General features: G+C 46.7%; 14 protein-coding genes. 4 read left to right on the plus strand and 10 right to left on the minus strand.

Annotation, left to right across the window (positions count from 1 at the left end; all coding sequences use genetic code 11):
- Window positions 1-50: 50 nt before the first annotated feature.
- Window positions 51-2,450: a 3-hydroxyacyl-CoA dehydrogenase/enoyl-CoA hydratase family protein gene (locus V7S65_RS18025; RefSeq protein WP_111576756.1), complete on the minus strand. Its 2,400-nt coding sequence runs from the start codon at window positions 2,448-2,450 to the stop codon at window positions 51-53.
- A gap of 430 nt (window positions 2,451-2,880) precedes the next feature.
- Window positions 2,881-5,019, minus strand: a complete 2,139-nt coding sequence (gene metG / locus V7S65_RS18030; RefSeq protein WP_336387458.1) for a methionine--tRNA ligase — start codon at window positions 5,017-5,019, stop codon at window positions 2,881-2,883.
- Between the two features lie 156 nt (window positions 5,020-5,175).
- Here metG and V7S65_RS18035 point away from each other — a divergent pair, with 156 nt between their 5' ends.
- Window positions 5,176-6,060, plus strand: a complete 885-nt coding sequence (locus V7S65_RS18035; protein ID WP_336387459.1) for a S66 peptidase family protein — start codon at window positions 5,176-5,178, stop codon at window positions 6,058-6,060.
- A gap of 67 nt (window positions 6,061-6,127) precedes the next feature.
- Here V7S65_RS18035 and V7S65_RS18040 read toward each other — a convergent pair whose 3' ends face one another.
- Window positions 6,128-6,940 (minus strand): HesA/MoeB/ThiF family protein, encoded by an 813-nt coding sequence (locus tag V7S65_RS18040; protein WP_111576758.1) that lies wholly within the window; start codon window positions 6,938-6,940, stop codon window positions 6,128-6,130.
- Between the two features lie 5 nt (window positions 6,941-6,945).
- Window positions 6,946-8,325, minus strand: a complete 1,380-nt coding sequence (locus tag V7S65_RS18045) for a sensor histidine kinase (RefSeq protein ID WP_336387460.1) — start codon at window positions 8,323-8,325, stop codon at window positions 6,946-6,948.
- 443 nt (window positions 8,326-8,768) lie between these two features.
- Here V7S65_RS18045 and V7S65_RS18050 point away from each other — a divergent pair, with 443 nt between their 5' ends.
- Window positions 8,769-9,320 carry a YqgE/AlgH family protein gene (locus tag V7S65_RS18050; protein ID WP_079469458.1) on the plus strand — a complete coding sequence of 184 codons (552 nt, stop codon included), beginning with the start codon at window positions 8,769-8,771 and terminating at the stop codon, window positions 9,318-9,320.
- A gap of 492 nt (window positions 9,321-9,812) precedes the next feature.
- On the opposite strand, the gene atpC is transcribed toward V7S65_RS18050, so the two are convergent.
- A complete protein-coding gene (gene atpC, locus V7S65_RS18055) occupies window positions 9,813-10,070 on the minus strand; it encodes an ATP synthase F1 subunit epsilon (protein ID WP_079469459.1) in 258 nt (85 codons plus the stop codon).
- Window positions 10,071-10,130: 60 nt separating this feature from the next.
- A complete protein-coding gene (gene atpD, locus V7S65_RS18060; protein WP_079469460.1) occupies window positions 10,131-11,633 on the minus strand; it encodes a F0F1 ATP synthase subunit beta in 1,503 nt (500 codons plus the stop codon).
- A 344-nt stretch (window positions 11,634-11,977) separates the two neighbouring features.
- Between atpD and V7S65_RS18065 the strand changes: the two genes are divergently transcribed.
- A complete protein-coding gene (locus tag V7S65_RS18065; RefSeq protein ID WP_336387461.1) occupies window positions 11,978-13,204 on the plus strand; it encodes a metallophosphoesterase family protein in 1,227 nt (408 codons plus the stop codon).
- Window positions 13,205-13,241: 37 nt separating this feature from the next.
- Here V7S65_RS18065 and V7S65_RS18070 read toward each other — a convergent pair whose 3' ends face one another.
- On the minus strand, window positions 13,242-14,117 hold the full coding sequence (locus tag V7S65_RS18070; protein WP_111576760.1) for a DUF4349 domain-containing protein: 876 nt from the start codon (window positions 14,115-14,117) through the stop codon (window positions 13,242-13,244).
- A gap of 4 nt (window positions 14,118-14,121) precedes the next feature.
- A complete protein-coding gene (gene pnuC / locus V7S65_RS18075) occupies window positions 14,122-14,769 on the minus strand; it encodes a nicotinamide riboside transporter PnuC (protein WP_079469463.1) in 648 nt (215 codons plus the stop codon).
- Between the two features lie 330 nt (window positions 14,770-15,099).
- Between pnuC and V7S65_RS18080 the strand changes: the two genes are divergently transcribed.
- Entirely contained in the window at window positions 15,100-16,602 is a 1,503-nt protein-coding gene (locus tag V7S65_RS18080) for a DUF6600 domain-containing protein (RefSeq protein WP_336387462.1), read from the plus strand.
- A 95-nt stretch (window positions 16,603-16,697) separates the two neighbouring features.
- Here V7S65_RS18080 and V7S65_RS18085 read toward each other — a convergent pair whose 3' ends face one another.
- Together V7S65_RS18085 and V7S65_RS18090 are read right to left on the minus strand one after the other, a co-directional pair.
- Entirely contained in the window at window positions 16,698-17,210 is a 513-nt protein-coding gene (locus tag V7S65_RS18085) for a GNAT family N-acetyltransferase (protein ID WP_079469465.1), read from the minus strand.
- A gap of 9 nt (window positions 17,211-17,219) precedes the next feature.
- Window positions 17,220-17,861 carry a hypothetical protein gene (locus tag V7S65_RS18090; protein WP_336387463.1) on the minus strand — a complete coding sequence of 214 codons (642 nt, stop codon included), beginning with the start codon at window positions 17,859-17,861 and terminating at the stop codon, window positions 17,220-17,222.
- Between the last annotated feature and the right edge of the window lie 48 nt (window positions 17,862-17,909).

Raw genomic sequence — 17,909 nt, forward strand, 5'->3', positions numbered from 1 at the left:
ATCTTATGGCTAATCTTCACTACATTTCCCATACATTAAAATAACAGTTTCTAATTTCGTACGGGTTTGCCCGTTTTAATCACGCTTTGTAAGCGTTCCAGCGTTTTGCGTTCGCCGCATAAACTCAGGAAGGCTTCCCTTTCGAGATCCAGCAGGTATTGTTCGCTTACAAAGGAGGCTTCTGTAAGATCGCCACCGCACATCACATAAGCGAGTTTATTTGCAACTTTCTGATCATGTTCTGAAATATAGTTACCAAACTTCATGGCGTATACGCCTGCCAGTAAGGCACCCAGTGCGCCGCGACCCATCACTTTGATATCTGTTCTTTCCACGGGGCGGGTATATCCTTCATCTGCCAATGCTATTACGCTGCGTTTGGCATCAGCAATAAGGCGGCTGAGGTTCATGGTAATTTCGTCATGTCCTTTCTTCAGCACGCCCATATCAAATCCTTCAAAGCCGGAGGTGGCCACTTTTGCGGTGGCTACGGTCATGAAGTAATCTTTCAGGGGTTCTTCCTCGATGCGGCCTTCCTTGTATTCCAGGCTGGCGCGGAGCGTCATTTCCTTGGTACCGCCGCCGCCGGGGATAAGCCCTACGCCCAGTTCCACCAGCCCGATATATGTTTCGGCTGCTGCCTGTACTTTATCGGCGTGTAAACACATTTCGCAGCCACCACCCAATGTGAGGGCGTGTGGCGCCACCACTACGGGTACCGATGAATAACGCAGGCGCATGGTGCTGCGCTGGAAAAGGCGTACTGCCATGTCCAGCTCATCAAACTCCTGTTCTGCTGCGAGCATGAAAATCATACCCACGTTGGCGCCTGCGGAAAAGTTGGTGCCTTCGTTGCCTACTACCAGTCCGCGGAAGTCTTTTTCAGCGCGGTCTATCGCCTTATTCAATCCTTCCAGCACTTCCCCGCCGATGGTATTCATTTTTGTTTTCCAGTCGAAACACACCACGCCGTCGCCGATATCAATCAGGTTGCAGGCGCTGTTTTTCCAGACTACATTATTGGAGAAGTTTTCCAGGATAATGAACTGTCCTTCTCCTGGTAATGGTTTGTAGGTTTGGGTACTTACGTCGTAATATAATTTCTTGCCGTTGTCTACTTTGTAGAAGCTGGTGATACCTTTTGCCAGCATATCTTTTACCCATTGGGCAACGGTGAGTCCTTTTTCTTCGATGAGTTTTACGGATGCTTCCACGCCGAGCAGGTCCCACGTTTCAAACGGCCCGATTTCCCATCCGAAGCCGGCTTTCATGGCGTCGTCTACTTTATACAGGTCGTCTGCTATTTCAGGAATGCGGTGCGATACGTAGGAGAAGAGGAATGCGTGGAATTGTTTGTAGAATTCGCCGGCCTTGTCGGAAGCTCCTGCCAGCGCTTTGATGCGTTGTTTCAGGTCTTCGATAGGTTTGGCCGCATCGATGCTGGCAAACTTTGCTCTTTGTTTGGGCCCGTATTCCATTGACTGCAGGTTCAGCGTAAGGATTTCCTTGCTGCCGCCGTCTCCTTTGGTTTTCTTGTAGAAGCCCTGCCCGGTTTTATCGCCGAGCCAGTTGTTTTCCACTACTTTCTGGAGGAAGGGAGGTATTTTAAAGATACCGATGGCTTCGTCCTGCGGGCAGTTTTCCATGACACCTTTGGCTACTTTCACCAGGGTATCTATCCCTACCACATCGGCGGTACGGAAGGTAGCTGATTTAGGACGGCCGATTACGGGACCGGTGAGTGCATCAATTTCGTCGATGCCCAGGCCCATTTCCTGCATGATGTGAAAGATGGCCATGATAGAGAACACGCCTACCCTGTTGGCAATAAATGCCGGGGTATCTTTACACAATACGGTTGTTTTGCCGAGGAAAAGATCGCCGTAGTGCATGAGAAAATCGATGACGGCGGGATCTGTATGTGGTGTTGGAATTATTTCGAGTAAACGGAGATAGCGGGGCGGGTTAAAGAAGTGGGTACCGCAGAAGTGTTTCTGAAAATCTTCGCTGCGGCCTTCAGTCATGAGGTGGATCGGGATGCCGGAGGTGTTGGAGGTGATGAGTGTTCCGGGTTTCCGGAATTGTTCCACCTGCGTAAACACGCTTTTCTTCACATCCAGGTTTTCCACTACTACTTCAATGATCCAGTCCACATCCGCGAGACGTTTCATATCATCCGTAAAGTTGCCTGTTTTAATGCGTTTGATCACATCTTTGGTAAAAACGGGCGATGGGTTGGATTTTATGGCGGCCTGCAGGGCGTCGTTCACAATCCGGTTTTTCACAGCGGGACTATCCAGTGGCAGGTTCTTTTTCTTTTCTGCCTCATTGAGTTCCTTTGGCGCTATGTCCAGCAGTAAAACCTGTACACCTATTCCTGCAAAATGACAGGCAATCCTTGATCCCATTACCCCCGAACCTAAAACGGCTACTTTGTTGATGTGTCTCATTGCTTTGGCTTTTAGCTGTCAGCTTTTTATTCATTACGCGGAGCTTCCAGCATTTGTAACTTAAATTTACCGATCCTTGAATTTAGCATTTTTTGGAGTTCCATCATCAGGGGGCACACGATTTCTGTAATACTTTTTTGTAAAGAGAGATAAAATTGGCTGGAGCTTAACAATTTGGGGATATTTCAGATGCAGCCAGATAAACATATATTAATCTACATATAAAAATAAAGCCGATACAAAATTGTATCGGCTTTATAAAGTGTTCTGAATGGTTTCGCACCTGCCCCCTATCCGCTGTACACCTGCTTCGCACCTGCTTTACATATGCTTTGCACATGCTTTACACACGGAGTATCCGTGGAGTGTACATGGAGGTGACGTGGAGGGGATGTGGACTTGATCTGGAAACCCTCTACCCTGGCTGATTTCAGCTCACTCCGCTACCCGGCGTTATCGCCTCCGCAGGGTTTACGAAAACGAGCTTACCCTTGTCTTCCGCCATGAGGATCATGCCCTGGCTTTCGATTCCGCGCATTTTGCGGGGAGCCAGGTTGGCCACCAGTGTCACCTGTTTGCCTACAATGTCTTCCGGGTTGAAGTGCATAGCGATGCCGGAAACGACGGTACGTTGTTCAGTACCTATGTCTACCAGCAGTTTCAGTAATTTATCGGCTTTGGCTACTTTTTCTGCCTGCAGGATGGTGCCTACGCGCAGGTCCAGCTTAGCGAAATCGTCGTATTGAATTTCAGGTTTTGCAGGGGCGGGCGGGGCTTCTTCCTCGGCGGGCGCGGCTGCCGCGGCGGCATCCATCGCCTGTTTTAAGCCTGCATGGAGTTTTTCCACCTGGGCAGTTACCTGCTCATTTTCCACCTGTTTGAACAGCAACTCCGGCGGACGCAGGGAATAGCCTACGTTCACCAGTTTATCGCTGCCGGCGTTTTCCCAATCCAGCATACGGTCCACCACTTTCAGCATGTGGCAGATCTTTTTAGCCGTAAACGGCAGGAACGGGTGGGAGAAGATCGCCAGGTTGGCCGTCATCTGCAATGCGATGTGCAGGCAAATATCGATCCGGCCCTGTAAAAAGGCGATGTCCTTTTCTTCGTACTGCGGGTATTTGGCGTGCTGTTCTCCACTCTTCAGCTTTTCGAGTACACTGGCCAGGATCCAGGGTTCATTCTTCTGGAGGTATTGATTGCCTTTCCGGGCAAATTCAATCACTTCAGACAATGCTTCCCGGAAGCGGTATGTTTCGAGGCTGGTTTCAATCTTCTCTTTTGCAAGGCCGAACTCTTTTAGTATTTCGGTGTCGCCGTCGTTCATGAACTCAGGATGCAACGGGGGTACTTTTCCGCCGCACAGCTTATGCATGAGCACCATCGCGCGGTTTACAAAGTTACCGAAAACGGCCACCAGCTCGCTGTTATTACGATCCTGGAAATCTTTCCAGGTGAAGTCGTTGTCTTTTGTTTCCGGCGCGGTAGCGCAGAGTACATAACGGAGTACATCCTGCTGATCAGGGAAGTCCTCGATATAATCGTTTACCCACACGGCCCAGTTACGGGAGGTGGATACTTTTTCGCCTTCTATATTCAGGAATTCGTTGGCAGGTACGTTGTCCGGCAATACAAATCCGCCGTGTGCCTTCAACATGGCCGGGAAAATGATACAGTGGAAAACGATGTTATCCTTACCGATGAAGTGCACCAGTTTGGTATCGTCTTTACACCAGTAGTCTGCCCAGTTGTCGGTCAGTTCCTTTGTAGCGGAGATATAACCGATAGGTGCATCGAACCATACGTACAATACTTTGCCTTCTGCATCAGGCAGCGGCACTTTAATGCCCCAGTTGCTGTCGCGGGTCATGGCGCGGCTTTGCAGGCCACTATCCAGCCAGCTTTTGCACTGACCGTATACGTTGTTCTTCCACTCTTTATGACCATCAATGATATATTCTTTCAGCCACGGTTCGTAGTTCTGCAGCGGCATGTACCAGTGTTTGGTTTTCTTTTTCACCAGTGGTGCATTGCTCAGTGCGGAATGCGGGTTGATCAGTTCATCGGGGCTCAGGGTTCTGCCACAGCGTTCGCATTGGTCGCCATAGGCTTTATCGTTGCCACAGTTAGGACAGGTGCCGATAATATACCTGTCTGCCAGGAACATTTCTTTCTCCGGATCAAAAAACTGTTCGCTTTCTTTTTCTTCAAACAGGCCATCGTTGTACATCTTCAGGAAAAAGTCCTGCGAGGTTTGGTGGTGTATGGGAGCGCTGGTGCGGGCAAAAATATCGAAAGAGATCCCCATTGCAGCAAAGCTGTCGCCGATGATCTTATGGTATTTATCTACCACATCCTGCGGGCTCACGCCTTCCTTCATTGCTTTGATGGTGATGGGAACACCGTGTTCATCTGTGCCGCAAACAAATTTTACATCTGCCTTTTTTGCACGTAAATAACGTACATAAATATCTGCAGGCAGGTAGCAGCCGGCGAGGTGTCCGATGTGCACCGGGCCATTGGCATACGGTAATGCCGCAGTTATTAAATATCTATTAAATTTTGCCATATTCTCTTAAAGAATGCTTAAATAAACTTTAAATCAGTGATTGTTTTTGGAATCACCATAACAATTTATCACCTTAGTCAGCGAATAAAGAATGAATTTACGCTAACTAATCTGCAAAGGTAAACAAAAGGAACAATGGTAAAAATTCCGCCATATTTGAAAAAAGGTGATCTGATCGGAATTACCTGCTCCAGCAGCAAAATGGATCTGCAGGCAGCGGAGTATGCACGTGGCGTGCTCACTTCCTGGGGGTACCGTGTACACCTCGGTATTACTGTAGGAACCAGCTTTCATAATTTCTCTGCGCCGGATGAACTGCGGCTGGAAGAATTGCAGGATATGCTGAATGATCCGGAGATAAAAGCAATTGTATTTGGCCGTGGTGGTTACGGCATGGTGTGTATCATTGATAAACTGGATTTTACCCGTTTCCGGAAACAGCCGAAATGGCTTTGCGGCTACAGTGATATTACCACCCTGCACTCGCATGTGCAGCGGCACTTTGGCATTGCCACGCTGCATTCCGTGATGTGCAGCGGTATTACGCCCGAGACGTTTGATAATGAATATACAGAAAGCCTGGCAGCAGCGCTGAGAGGGAAAGCTTACCGCTATTCCGCGCCGGCGCATCCGCTGAACAAGGAAGGGAAAACCACCGGGATACTGGTAGGCGGTAATTTATCGATCCTGGCCAACCTTTCGGGTACGCCTTCACAAATCAATACCAAAGGAAAGATCCTGCTGCTGGAAGATATCGGTGAATACCGGTATAACATAGACCGGATGATGTATAACCTGAAACGCGCCGGGTGGCTCGACAAACTGGCCGGGCTGGTAGTGGGCGCCTTCACAGATGGCAAGGAAACGGATACTCCTTTCGGACAGTCTGAATATGAAATTATCAGCAATATGGTAAAAGACTACGAATTCCCTGTTTGTTTTGGTTTCCCGAGCGGGCACCAGGCGGCGAACTACTCGCTTAAACTGGGTGTGAAGCATGAACTGAAGATAGGGGCTAAAACAGTGTTGTCCGAGATATAACGGAAACGGACTAACGTAATTAAAGTAAAAGGGGAAGGCCGGTGGTCTTCCCCTTTTGCTTTAATTTCTAATCTTCCACATCCGGAACGATCTCCAGGCCGTATTCCTCTGCGGAGAGGACTCCGGCTGCGCGGATGCTTTCTATCGTTGCTGTATCCGGTTGCAGGTCGTGTACCTGGGTTTGGTTATGCAGGTAATCGATGCCATAAAATTTACCGGCGATGCCTGCAGGAACACCGATCAGGTATTTCACTACTTCACAAACGATTTGGGTGCCGAGGGCGCCGTGGGTAGCGCCAATGGCTCCTGCATCAAAATTGCGGTATTCTTCTGTGAGCGGCAATGCGCAACGGTAAGAAGCGGAGGTGGTACCATCCGGCATGGGCATATTGAAGCCGGCGAACCAGGCCATCCAGTTATGTACTTCCCCGGTGATGTAAGGTTTGTTGTGTACCAGGCAGGCATCGTTGATCACCAGGTGGGTGGGCAGATGCTGGGTACAGTCTATCACAAGATCGAACCCTACCAGCATCATATTGATGGTATCGGGTTTTACCTGCATGAGAATAGGATAATGTTTTGTATATGGATTTACTGCCCAGAGGCGGCTGGCAGCCATTTTTGCTTTGTGTTTGCGGATATCCTGCATCTGGTAGATGGGCTGACGGTGCATGTCTTCATCATTGATCACACCATAGTCCGCGATGCCGATTACGCCTACTCCGCTGGCGCTGAGGTATTGTATCACCGGGCTTCCGAGGCCGCCGGCGCCTACTACCAGTACGCGGGCTTCCTTCAGTTTTTCCTGCATGCTGATGCCCATACCCGGCACTGCAATAGGATTCTTGAAATGCTGTATTTCTTTTTCACTCAGTATCATATGCTTTATCCTTTATCCAGTTCCTGCGGAAACTCGAGAGTAAATTTACTTCCTTTACCGACTACGCTTTCCACTTTAATTTTTCCTTTATGCGCGTCTACAATGGCCTTTACATAAGTGAGTCCGAGACCGAAGCCTTTTACGTTATGTACGTTGCCGGTATGTGCGCGGTAGAACTTTTCAAAGATACGTGAAATAGTATCGCGGCTCATACCGATACCGTTGTCGGCAATCACGATGAACAGGCTTTTGCGGGTATTATAAGTTTGTATTCTTATCTCCAGCTGATCGTTGGAATATTTGATGGCATTATCCATCAGGTTGAAGATGAGATTGGAGAAGTGTACATCATCTGCCATGATGATGGGGTTGATGGCATCCAGCTGAAGATCTACCACGCCATTTTTGGTGGCCAGCTGCAGCTGGAGGTTATCCGCGGTGCTTTGGATAACGTTATGCACATCGGTAGCCTGGAGCTTCAGCGTTATTTCGTCTTTTTCCAGGAGGGCGGATTGCAGGATGCTTTCCACCTGTTTGTTCATGCGTTTATTTTCTTCTTTGATGATGCCGGAGAAATACTGGATTTTTTCCGGTTTTGACATCACTTTCTCATTCCTGATCGCATCGATGGCCAGGGAAATAGTGGCCAGGGGTGTTTTCAGTTCATGGGTCATATTGTTGATGAAGTCCGATTTTATTTCCGAGAGTTTTTTCTGGTTCAGCAGGGTGCGGATGGTGAGTGCAAATGCCGTGATGATGATCATGGTAAACAGCACGCCACCCGAGATCATGATCCCTAATTGTTTGGCTACCGAATCATCGTTGGGCATGATGATGTAAAGCTTTTCCGCCCGTGGATTAAAATCGTTGGATTCCGAGAGGAGGATTACCTGTACCCGGTAGTCTTTCTTTTCCTTGATGCTGTCTGCTTCATTTTGCTGGAACATCTTTTCAAAGCCGGCAGACTGCATCCGGATGGTACCGAATTCTGATCCTGGTACGGTGCCGATGATAGCAAATTCGAAGCTGGAGCTATCGAGGTGATTTTTCCTCATATTGTTCTGAATACACCGTTTCACTTCCTGCACAGTAAAGAAGTCGCTAACGGAGGGCACGCTGTATTGGGGTACGCGGTTGATATCCAGGTTAAACCCTTTTGTGGCGGTTCCTTCCTTGTTGTCGAGCTTAAACATGATAGCAGCCTGGCGGCGGTACATCATATCGTTGTATACGTCTCTTGACATACTCACGGCGCGCTGGAAGAGCTGATCCTGTTTGATATGCACGGCGCTGATAATCCAGCTGACCTGGATATAGATGATTCCGAGCAGGGACAAAGTGATCAGGATAACGATGACGGGGAAAATCTTCTTCAGTGGTATCATGTAAGTTTTTGTCAGGCTTTAATTATCTCAAAGATAAGCGCATAGAAATATTAAAATATGTTAAAAAAGATGTTTGCTATAGCAACTATGATACAAAATTCCAGACGGCATATTGCCTCTGTGCTTATTCTCCGCAATACAACATCACTTTAACGTAATTTTAACTGGGTACTGCTGATTTTATTAATGCTTCTTTCCTCTTCTTCTGCTTCAGAATCTTGGTACTAAATTTGATTAGTTCAGGATCATAACAAAGTAATTAAACTTTCTACATACATCGATGTGGATTCGTTCCATAAGCGATTTAGATTTTGGTTGATAAAATGGTAAGGAGGTTTTCTAGCCTCCTTTTTTTATTTTTCCTACTTTCCTCTTTAATTTTCTTTTTTCTTTACTATTCAATCATTTAGTTAAATTTGAACAGGCTATAAAATTGTTTGTCTATGGTAACTTTGTCGCCCGGCATTTTGCTGATAGCTGATCCATTTTTGAAAGATCCAAATTTTGCGCGCACGGTAGTACTCCTTTGTGATTACCAGGAAAAAGGCAGTTTTGGCTTTGTAATCAATAAGTTGTTTGATCAAACGCTTAGTGATCTTGTGCCTGAGGTATTGATTAGTAATATCCCGGTGTATTATGGCGGTCCTGTACAGATGGATACCATTCATTTTGTGCACCGGCATCCGGAGCTGATCGGCGGCGGGCAGGAGATACTGCCTGGCGTGTTCTGGGGTGGCAGGTTTGACCATGTGGTGGACGCCATCAATAAGGGTTTACTGGAGCCTAATAAGGTAAAATTCTTTATTGGTTATTCCGGCTGGACCGAGGGTCAGCTGGATGAAGAGGTAAAGGAGAAATCCTGGATCCTGTCTGACACCGATACTTCACTGATATTTGAGCGCAGGGAGCAGCAAATATGGCAGCAATCCCTTAAAAATCTTGGCAGTACCTTTGCCATGATGGCAAATTATCCAATTGATCCTTCCTTAAATTAATGGTAATATTCTGACACAGAAGGAGATGGGCTGGGCTTGGTATTTAAAGTGAAAAATGAACAGGGTGAATGCTGTTTATTTAAAACAAATTAAATATCTTGCTAAAGTAATTGGTGAATCAAACCAGCTACATAGCCCGTTTTCAGGTAATTTAATAACCGATAAGATACACCTATGAAGGCAAAACCTATGAAAATTGTTTGCTCCTTCTATAGACCGATACCAGCATTTACCTGATCACTAACTGATTATCGTCAAAGGCATATTCATTAGGTAATATAAACAGCCTTGATGAGGCTGTCTATTAATGTACATGTAGTTACTGCGGCTATCCCGTATAGCCGTGCAGGTAATGTATTGTACATAATGAATAGGAGGAAATCCCGGTGGACAGTCCTGTCCTTAACCGGGTCATCTAAGATTGGAATAGTTAGGACAAAACGAAGGCCGGGTATTCTTACCCGGCCTGGTTATTATATTTTGCTGGTATGCTTATTTTTCCACTGCTACAGCGCCTTCTACGAGTACGGTAGCCTTATTGCGCAACACTTCCACGAATCCGCCGCTGATGGTATAGAACTCTGCATGAGCTTTATCTTTCAGCACTTTCATTTTACCATTTCCGAGGGCTGCAATTAATGGCGCATGTTTATCCAGTATTTCAAAAGAACCGTCAATGCCCGGCAGTTGTACTCCGTACACTTCTCCGGCATATATTTTTCTTTCAGGTGTTAATACTTCTAATAGCATGTTGATGATCGTAAATGGTGAAGGGTAATGATCCCGGCGGAACCGGGATCATTGACTTAATTAGTTATTCGCTGCTTCCAGTAATTTCTTACCTTTTTCAATAGCTGCTTCGATGTTACCTACGAGGTTGAAGGCTGCTTCAGGATACTCATCTACTTCACCGTCCATGATCATGTTAAAGCCACGGATAGTTTCTTCGATAGGAACCAGTACGCCTTTCAGACCGGTGAACTGTTCTGCTACGTGGAAAGGCTGGGACAGGAAACGTTGTACACGACGTGCACGGGATACTGTCAGCTTATCTTCGTCGCTCAATTCATCCAGACCGAGGATGGCGATGATATCCTGGAGTTCTTTATAGCGTTGCAGGATCATTTTCACGCGCTGTGCACAGTTATAGTGAGCTTCACCCACGATAGCCGGAGACAGGATACGGGAAGTAGAGTCCAGCGGGCTCACAGCCGGGTAGATACCGAGATCGGAGATCTTACGATCCAATACGGTGGTAGCATCCAGGTGGGAGAAGGTTGTAGCCGGAGCCGGATCCGTTAAGTCATCCGCAGGTACGTAAACGGCCTGTACGGAAGTGATGGAACCATTTTTAGTGGAGGTGATACGTTCCTGCATCAGACCCATTTCAGTAGCCAGTGTTGGCTGGTAACCCACCGCAGAAGGCATACGGCCTAACAGTGCGGATACTTCAGAACCTGCCTGGGTGAAACGGAAGATGTTATCTACGAAGAAGAGGATGTCTTTACCACCACCTGCAGTGCCATCTCCATCACGGAAATATTCTGCCAGTGTTAAACCGGACAAGGCTACACGCGCACGTGCTCCCGGTGGTTCGTTCATCTGACCAAACACAAACGTAGCCTGTGATTGTTTCAGTAATTCTTTATCTACAGCGGCAACATCCCAGTCGCCGTGTTCCATTGATTCTTTAAACTTGTCACCGTATTTAACGATGTTTGCTTCGATCATTTCACGCATCAGATCGTTCCCTTCACGGGTACGTTCACCAACACCGGCGAATACGGATAAACCTTCGTAACCTTTTGCGATGTTATTGATCAGTTCCTGGATCAATACAGTTTTACCCACACCGGCACCACCGAACAAACCGATTTTACCACCTTTTGCATAGGGTTCGATCAGGTCAATTACTTTAATACCAGTGAACAGTACTTCTGTTTCGGTAGCCAGATCCTCAAATTTAGGCGGCTCACGGTGAATAGGGTAACCGTTTGAAGCATCGATATCACCCAAACCGTCAATCGCCTCACCTACCACATTGAACAAACGTCCTTTCACCTGGTCGCCAACCGGCATTTTAATAGGCGCGCCTTTATCAACTACAGCCATGCCACGAACCATACCGTCGGTGGAGTCCATCGCCACTGTACGAACACTGTCTTCACCCAGGTGCTGCTGTACTTCCAATACTACCTTCTGACCATTTTCGCGGGTAATTTCCAATGCGCTGTAGATTTCGGGCAATTTGTCATCAAAGTGCACGTCCACCACGGGACCGATAATTTGTTTGATCTTACCTGTGTTAGGCATATTTTTAAAGAGGTTTATAAAAATACTAAAATGTTACTGTTCCAAAAACCGCACACAATTGCATTGTATACAGTTTCCAAAATTTGCCGCAAAGGTAAGAGTTAATGGGTGAAAATCAAAACGCTAATGATGAAAAAAAACCTTTTCCCACCGCATTTTTCGCCGATTTTATCATTAATAAAGTTTTATACCCCGGCAATGTAAAGCGCAGCCTATCAAATTATACTTTTTCATTATTCATAAATAACGTGTACAGACAGGCGCCATTCATATAAAAATACCTTCCTTTTCTTAATTCCTTTGCTATTTTTAAATCGCTATCCTGATATATACAATATATAAATATGATAAAATCAAACAGTGAACAATCCCGAAGGTCATTCCTCGGCAACCTTTCCAAAGCAGGATTACTTGGCATCACCGGAATTGTACCGTCCGCCGCCAAAGCTGGCATCCTGTCAGCAACATCACCCACAGCAGCACCAGAACACACTTTTCTCTGCAAACCTTATCTCCAGTATCCCGGCCCGCACACCATTTCCGTGATGTGGCTCACCAGCCGCCCCTGCTACAGCTGGGTGGAATATGGAACAGATGGCCAGCTGAACAAAAAAGCACACCGGGTTACCAACGGACTGGTAGACGCCAATAACCGCCTCCACCGCATAGAGCTGGACCAGCTGGAGCCGGGGAAAAAGTATAGTTATAAGGTGTGCTCAAAAGATATTGTTTCCTTTGAACCGTATAAGCTCACCTATGGCGAAACGATAGAAAGCGCTACCTATACTTTTACGGCCCCCGATCCGCAGGCGAAGGAAGTTTCCTGGGTAATCATTAATGATATCCACGACCGGCCGGCTTCTATCCCTCACCTGATGAAGCTGAACGGTGATGATCCGTATGATTTCGTGTTTTTTAACGGAGATGTATTTGACTACCAGGCCGATGAGCAACAGATCATTGACCATATGCTCACTCCCTGCGGCGATACCTTTTCCACACAAACCCCGTTCATGTATGTGCGGGGGAATCACGAAACCCGTGGCAAATATGCCCGGGAATGGCACCAGTATTTTGATAACCCGGGCCACAACAACTATTTCACGTTTAACATAGGCCCTGTGTCGGCTATTGTGCTGGATACAGGAGAAGATAAAGAAGATGAACATCCCGTATATGCAGGCATCGTTGACTTCGACGCCTACCGGGAACAACAGGCCCGCTGGCTGGAACAACAGCTGCAAAGCCCTGCTTTCCGGAAAGCAAAACATAAGGTAGTGATGATGCACATCCCGCACTATCAATCCGGCGAATGGCATGGCGTAAAACATTGCCGCGAAATGTTTGGCGGCCTCTTTAACAAACATAAAATTGATATCCTCATTTGCGGCCATACCCACAAATACGGTGTGTATGCCCCGGCAAAAGGACAGCATGAATACCCGCTTATTATTGGCGGCGGGCCAAAAGATGGGAATCGTACCCTGATAAAGATAAAAGCCGATCAGCAGAAACTGGTATTAACCATGCTGAGAGACGACGGCACAAAAGTGGGTGAGTACACCGTGTAAGTACAAAATGGCGGAGTGGGGACTCCGCCATTTTATTTTAATCCTTTTTAAGAGACAGGATCCAGCCATTCACCAGTTCCCACAATTTCAGTAAAAACCACGCGCCTCCTGCGGTAAAGAAAATTGCCGCTACCAGCACTGCATAGTATTTGATAGTCCATTCCAGCGCTACTTTCACACGGGTAATAAAAGCAATGCCTTTCACGGCAGCGCCTTCATACATGGAGAACTGCACGGTACAAAACTCATTCTCTTCTGCAAAGTTACCCAGTTCTACTCCCAGGCCCTGTAACTCCTTCTCCACTTCATAGATCTGGTTATGCAGCTGGATAAAGTCTTCTATTTTTCCTTCTTTCTTTTTCAGTTCATTAAAATAAACCAATGAATTTTCCAGGGAAACCTTTTGGGCATTGAGTTTACGGTATTCGCTGGTTTTATCTGTTTTGGTTATTTCGGTAGATTTGATTTCACCGATCCCTTGTGTTGCCTGGTAAAACGAGTCGAATTTTTCCGGCGAAACACCTATCAGCATTTGTACCTGGCGGTTCCCGCTGTTGCCGGATTGCTGCTCGTACTGCACAATGGCATCGAATTTTTTGATGGTGCGGTGCAGCAGTTTTTCATCTTCTGAAAACTGTGATGATTTCGCCCGCACGTTGGCTACCTTTTCATACTTCTGATTACCGGAGATCATATCCGGTGCATTATTCTGCGGATTGAACGCTTTTACTTTTTCAGACGCATAATTCTTCCGGTGTTTCATTACGCCGGATAAAAAATCACCACCACCGGATTCCTCGTACTGGCGGCTTTTATACAGGTAGCCATACGTGATCCTGCACAGGAACATTACTACAAAAACGGCTATAAACGTAAGGGTTACACGACGGAGCTTTTGTTTAAAAGTAAGCATAGGGTTATTTATTGATGAGTTGTTGTTGGTATGTTTTCCACCACTTTGCCAGTCCCATAGCGGCAATGATGAACAAAATAAAGTACTCTATTCCAAGAAACTTTACATCTTTCTGAAAATAAATAAAGGTAGCTATAGCATCTACCGTTACCCATAGCAGCCAGTTTTCCCAGATCCTTTTAGCCAGCAGGATATTGGCGATCACGCTTAAAACGGCCACCAGTGAATCGGTATAAGGCCATGCCGCTGGATGTTCGAATACGCGCGGCCACCACAGGTGCAGCCGGCTGATAATATAACCCGTAGCGGCAGACAACAGCAGCGCAGCGATTCCCAGCCACCAGCGGGAACGGTTTGACAGTGCATACACGGGTTCATTTTCCGGTTGCTTCCTGTACCAGAAGATCCATCCGTACACGCCGGTGGCAAAGAAGTATACCTGCAGGAACATATCTGCATACAACTGCAACTGCCAGAACAGTACAAAGAAACAACTCACATTGATCAATCCTACCGGCCAGGTGAGGATATGATCTCTTGCAGCCAGCCATACACACAATAAGCCGGTAACGGTACCTATAAACTCCACATAACTGACGGAATACCCCAGCGTTGTAAAGAAAATATGATGAATACTGAAAAAGGAAGCCATCTTTGAATTTAAGTGAGCTGTTGCAATATTACAGGAATGTTTTATTATTCCGTATATGCTTCTGTTATCCGCTGTAATGCAAGCTCTTACAGCGGTTACGAAATTGGAATCATTTTTGTCTTATACTGTATATAGCGCGGTAACTGCAGAAAAGCGTTATAAAAATTTTAACATAATCCTTTAACAATTTAAAATGATTCCGCCTTCTATACTTTATTCACAGACCATAAAAAAATGCTTGTCGATATAAATACAATTTTACCACAGCATTCATTACATCTCCAGAGTCTTACAAACAACAACACCTCTCAGGACTAAAAAACAGGAGTTATGAACAGTTTATTAAAACACACAGGAATATCACTTTTATTTATAGGCTTTTTCGTCAGCAGTTGTGCATCTACATATGCACCCGGATATGATGATCAATATGGCTCTTCCTATTCCAGCGGACCGCAGGTACAGGTGAGCGGATCTATTTCCTTTTATGATGAATTGAGTCCTTACGGCCGCTGGGTAAGCTATCCCGGATATGACAGGGTATGGATCCCTAATGCAGGCCCAGACTTCCGCCCTTACTATACAAACGGACACTGGGTATACACCGACTACGGCTGGACCTGGGTATCTGATTACTCATGGGGTTGGGCAGCCTTCCACTATGGCCGCTGGTTATACGACGACTTCCAGGGCTGGATGTGGGTACCAGGTTACGACTGGGGTCCGGCATGGGTTAGCTGGAGAACAGGTGGCGACTATTATGGATGGGCGCCAATGGGACCGCAATATTCATACAATGCGCCGGCCAGCTATTGGGCATTTGTACCACGGCAGTACATCAACAGCCCGCGGATCAATAATTACTATGTTAATAACAGCAGAAACGTTACCATTATTAACAATACCACTGTTATCAACAACACCAACAATTACGGAGGAAGAAGAGTATATGCCGGCCCGAGCGCCAATGAGGTGCAACGTTATTCAGGCCAGGCAGTACGACCAGTAAGAGTGGAAAACACCAACAGACCGGGTACAGGAGGAAGACTGGAAAATAATCAATTGCGTATTTACCGCCCGGATGCCGCAGCTATTCAGCGGGGACGTGAAGTGGACCGTACAAGACCGGTACAGTCGGTAGATAACAATAACAACAACCGTCCAGGCCGTGTTACACCGGGTAATACTACCCAACCAGGGAATTATAACCCGGGGAATAATAACAACGGTGGTAACCGGGTACGCCCTGGTGAAGTGAATCAGCCGGCGAATAATAACACCGGGAATATACCTCCGTATAACAATGGAGGAAGGGTAAGACAGGGAACTACCACCCAACCGGTGAATCCAACAAATCCGGCGAATAATAATACGCCGGGCAACTTTAACAGACCATCAAGGGTAACGCCTGACAGGACTGCTGATCAACAGCAACAACAAAGGATACAACAGCAGCAGATACAGCAACAACAGCAACAGCAAAGGGTTCAACAGCAACAGCAGCAGCAACAACAGCAGAGGATACAGAGAGATCAACAACAGCAACAGCAAAGGGTACAACAGCAGCAACAACAACAGCAGATACAGCAACAGCAGAGAGTACAGCGGGAACAACAGCAACAACAGCAAAGGGCTCAACAACAGCAACAACAACAGCAGCAACAGCAACAGCAGAGGGTACAGCGGGAACAACAGCAACAACAGCAACAGCAGCAAAGACAACAGCAGCAGGAACAGCAAAGGATTCAAAGGGAACAACAGCAGCAGCAACAACCCCAACGGCAACAGGAACAGCCCAGACAACAGGGGGAACGTCCTTCACGTGTAGGATAAACCTCCTTTGATATAATGAAAGTACGAATGATAACAGCGGCAAAGATGTTTGTGAGATTACATCATTAATGCCCTGTATATCATTCGTACTTTTTTTATTTGTTGTAAACGTATTTATATAACTGGTTCTTAATATCAGGAAACGTTGCCGCGGCCGGCAGTAATCCTTTCTGCATCAGGCGCAGTTCCAGCGGCGGATAGTGGGGATAATACGGGGGCTGGTAATAGGATTCAGCAAAAGTCTGGTAACCCAGGCGTTCATAAAATTTAATTCTACGTATAGCCTGCTCCGTTACAGGCGGTTCTACTTCCAGCACAATTCCGTTCAGTTGTGCTTCCATCAGTTGCATTACCTGTGTACCGGCGCCTCCTCCCCTTGCAGCGGGATGGATAGCGAAATGTTCTATAAAGCTGAATGCAGGAAGGTTCCAGTAAAATATAAAACCCGCAAAAGCATCTTCACGGACAATACGCAATAGCTGCAGCTTTCCGGATGCTACCAGTGATAACTGCTGGTTCCAGGGTCTTCTTTCCTCTTCGGGAAAGGCTTCTTCATATAGATTTTTTATCGCTTCATCGGCGATGGTGGTAGGTACTAGCCGGATCATGCGGCTAAGTTACTGATTATCCTGTGCCGGTGGTGCGGGTACATTTTTAGCGGACGGCACACATTCGAACGGATCGGGGTTGCCGGCAGGAGCGGGTTTATCGGCTGCCCAGCAGAAGTTCATCGGCTGACTGGTAATGCTGATCAGCTTTACGGCTACCTTGCTTCCCTTGCGGCTGTTGGAGGCTGCAATGCTGCGGGTACCTTTCTCCGGAATATTACTGATGGTATATCGTTCTGTTTTAAATACTTCATTATTATTGCGCATGTAGGAAACGCTGACTACTACATTGTCCAGCGGATATTCTGTTTGATTTCTCACGATTATATCCAGGTCTTTTATACCTCCCAGCAACCCGGTGCGGTAATCGCCGGCGGTAACGGCAATGAACTGCTGCCAGTTTCGCCGGTAATAAGCCCTGCGTTCTATAAACTGGCCGGCTACCCTTTGGCGGAGTTCCTGGTGATTGGTGATTTGTTGGGACACGGCCCCGGATTGATCAAGACTTTTACGCAGATCACGGTTTTCGTTCCACAGGCGCTGGTTTTCAGACAGCACTTTGCGCACGTAGCGTTGTTGCTGACAGTAGCCCAGGGTAAATACCACAATGAGCAACAGGAGTATGGCGGGATAAACGTAAGTTCTTTTCATACCGGGGAAAGAGAAAAAATAATGCCAATGCATTTTTATTACATTTGT

Source organism: Chitinophaga sp. CCNWYY40 (assembly GCF_037483205.1).
GTDB lineage: Bacteria > Bacteroidota > Bacteroidia > Chitinophagales > Chitinophagaceae > Chitinophaga > Chitinophaga ginsengisegetis.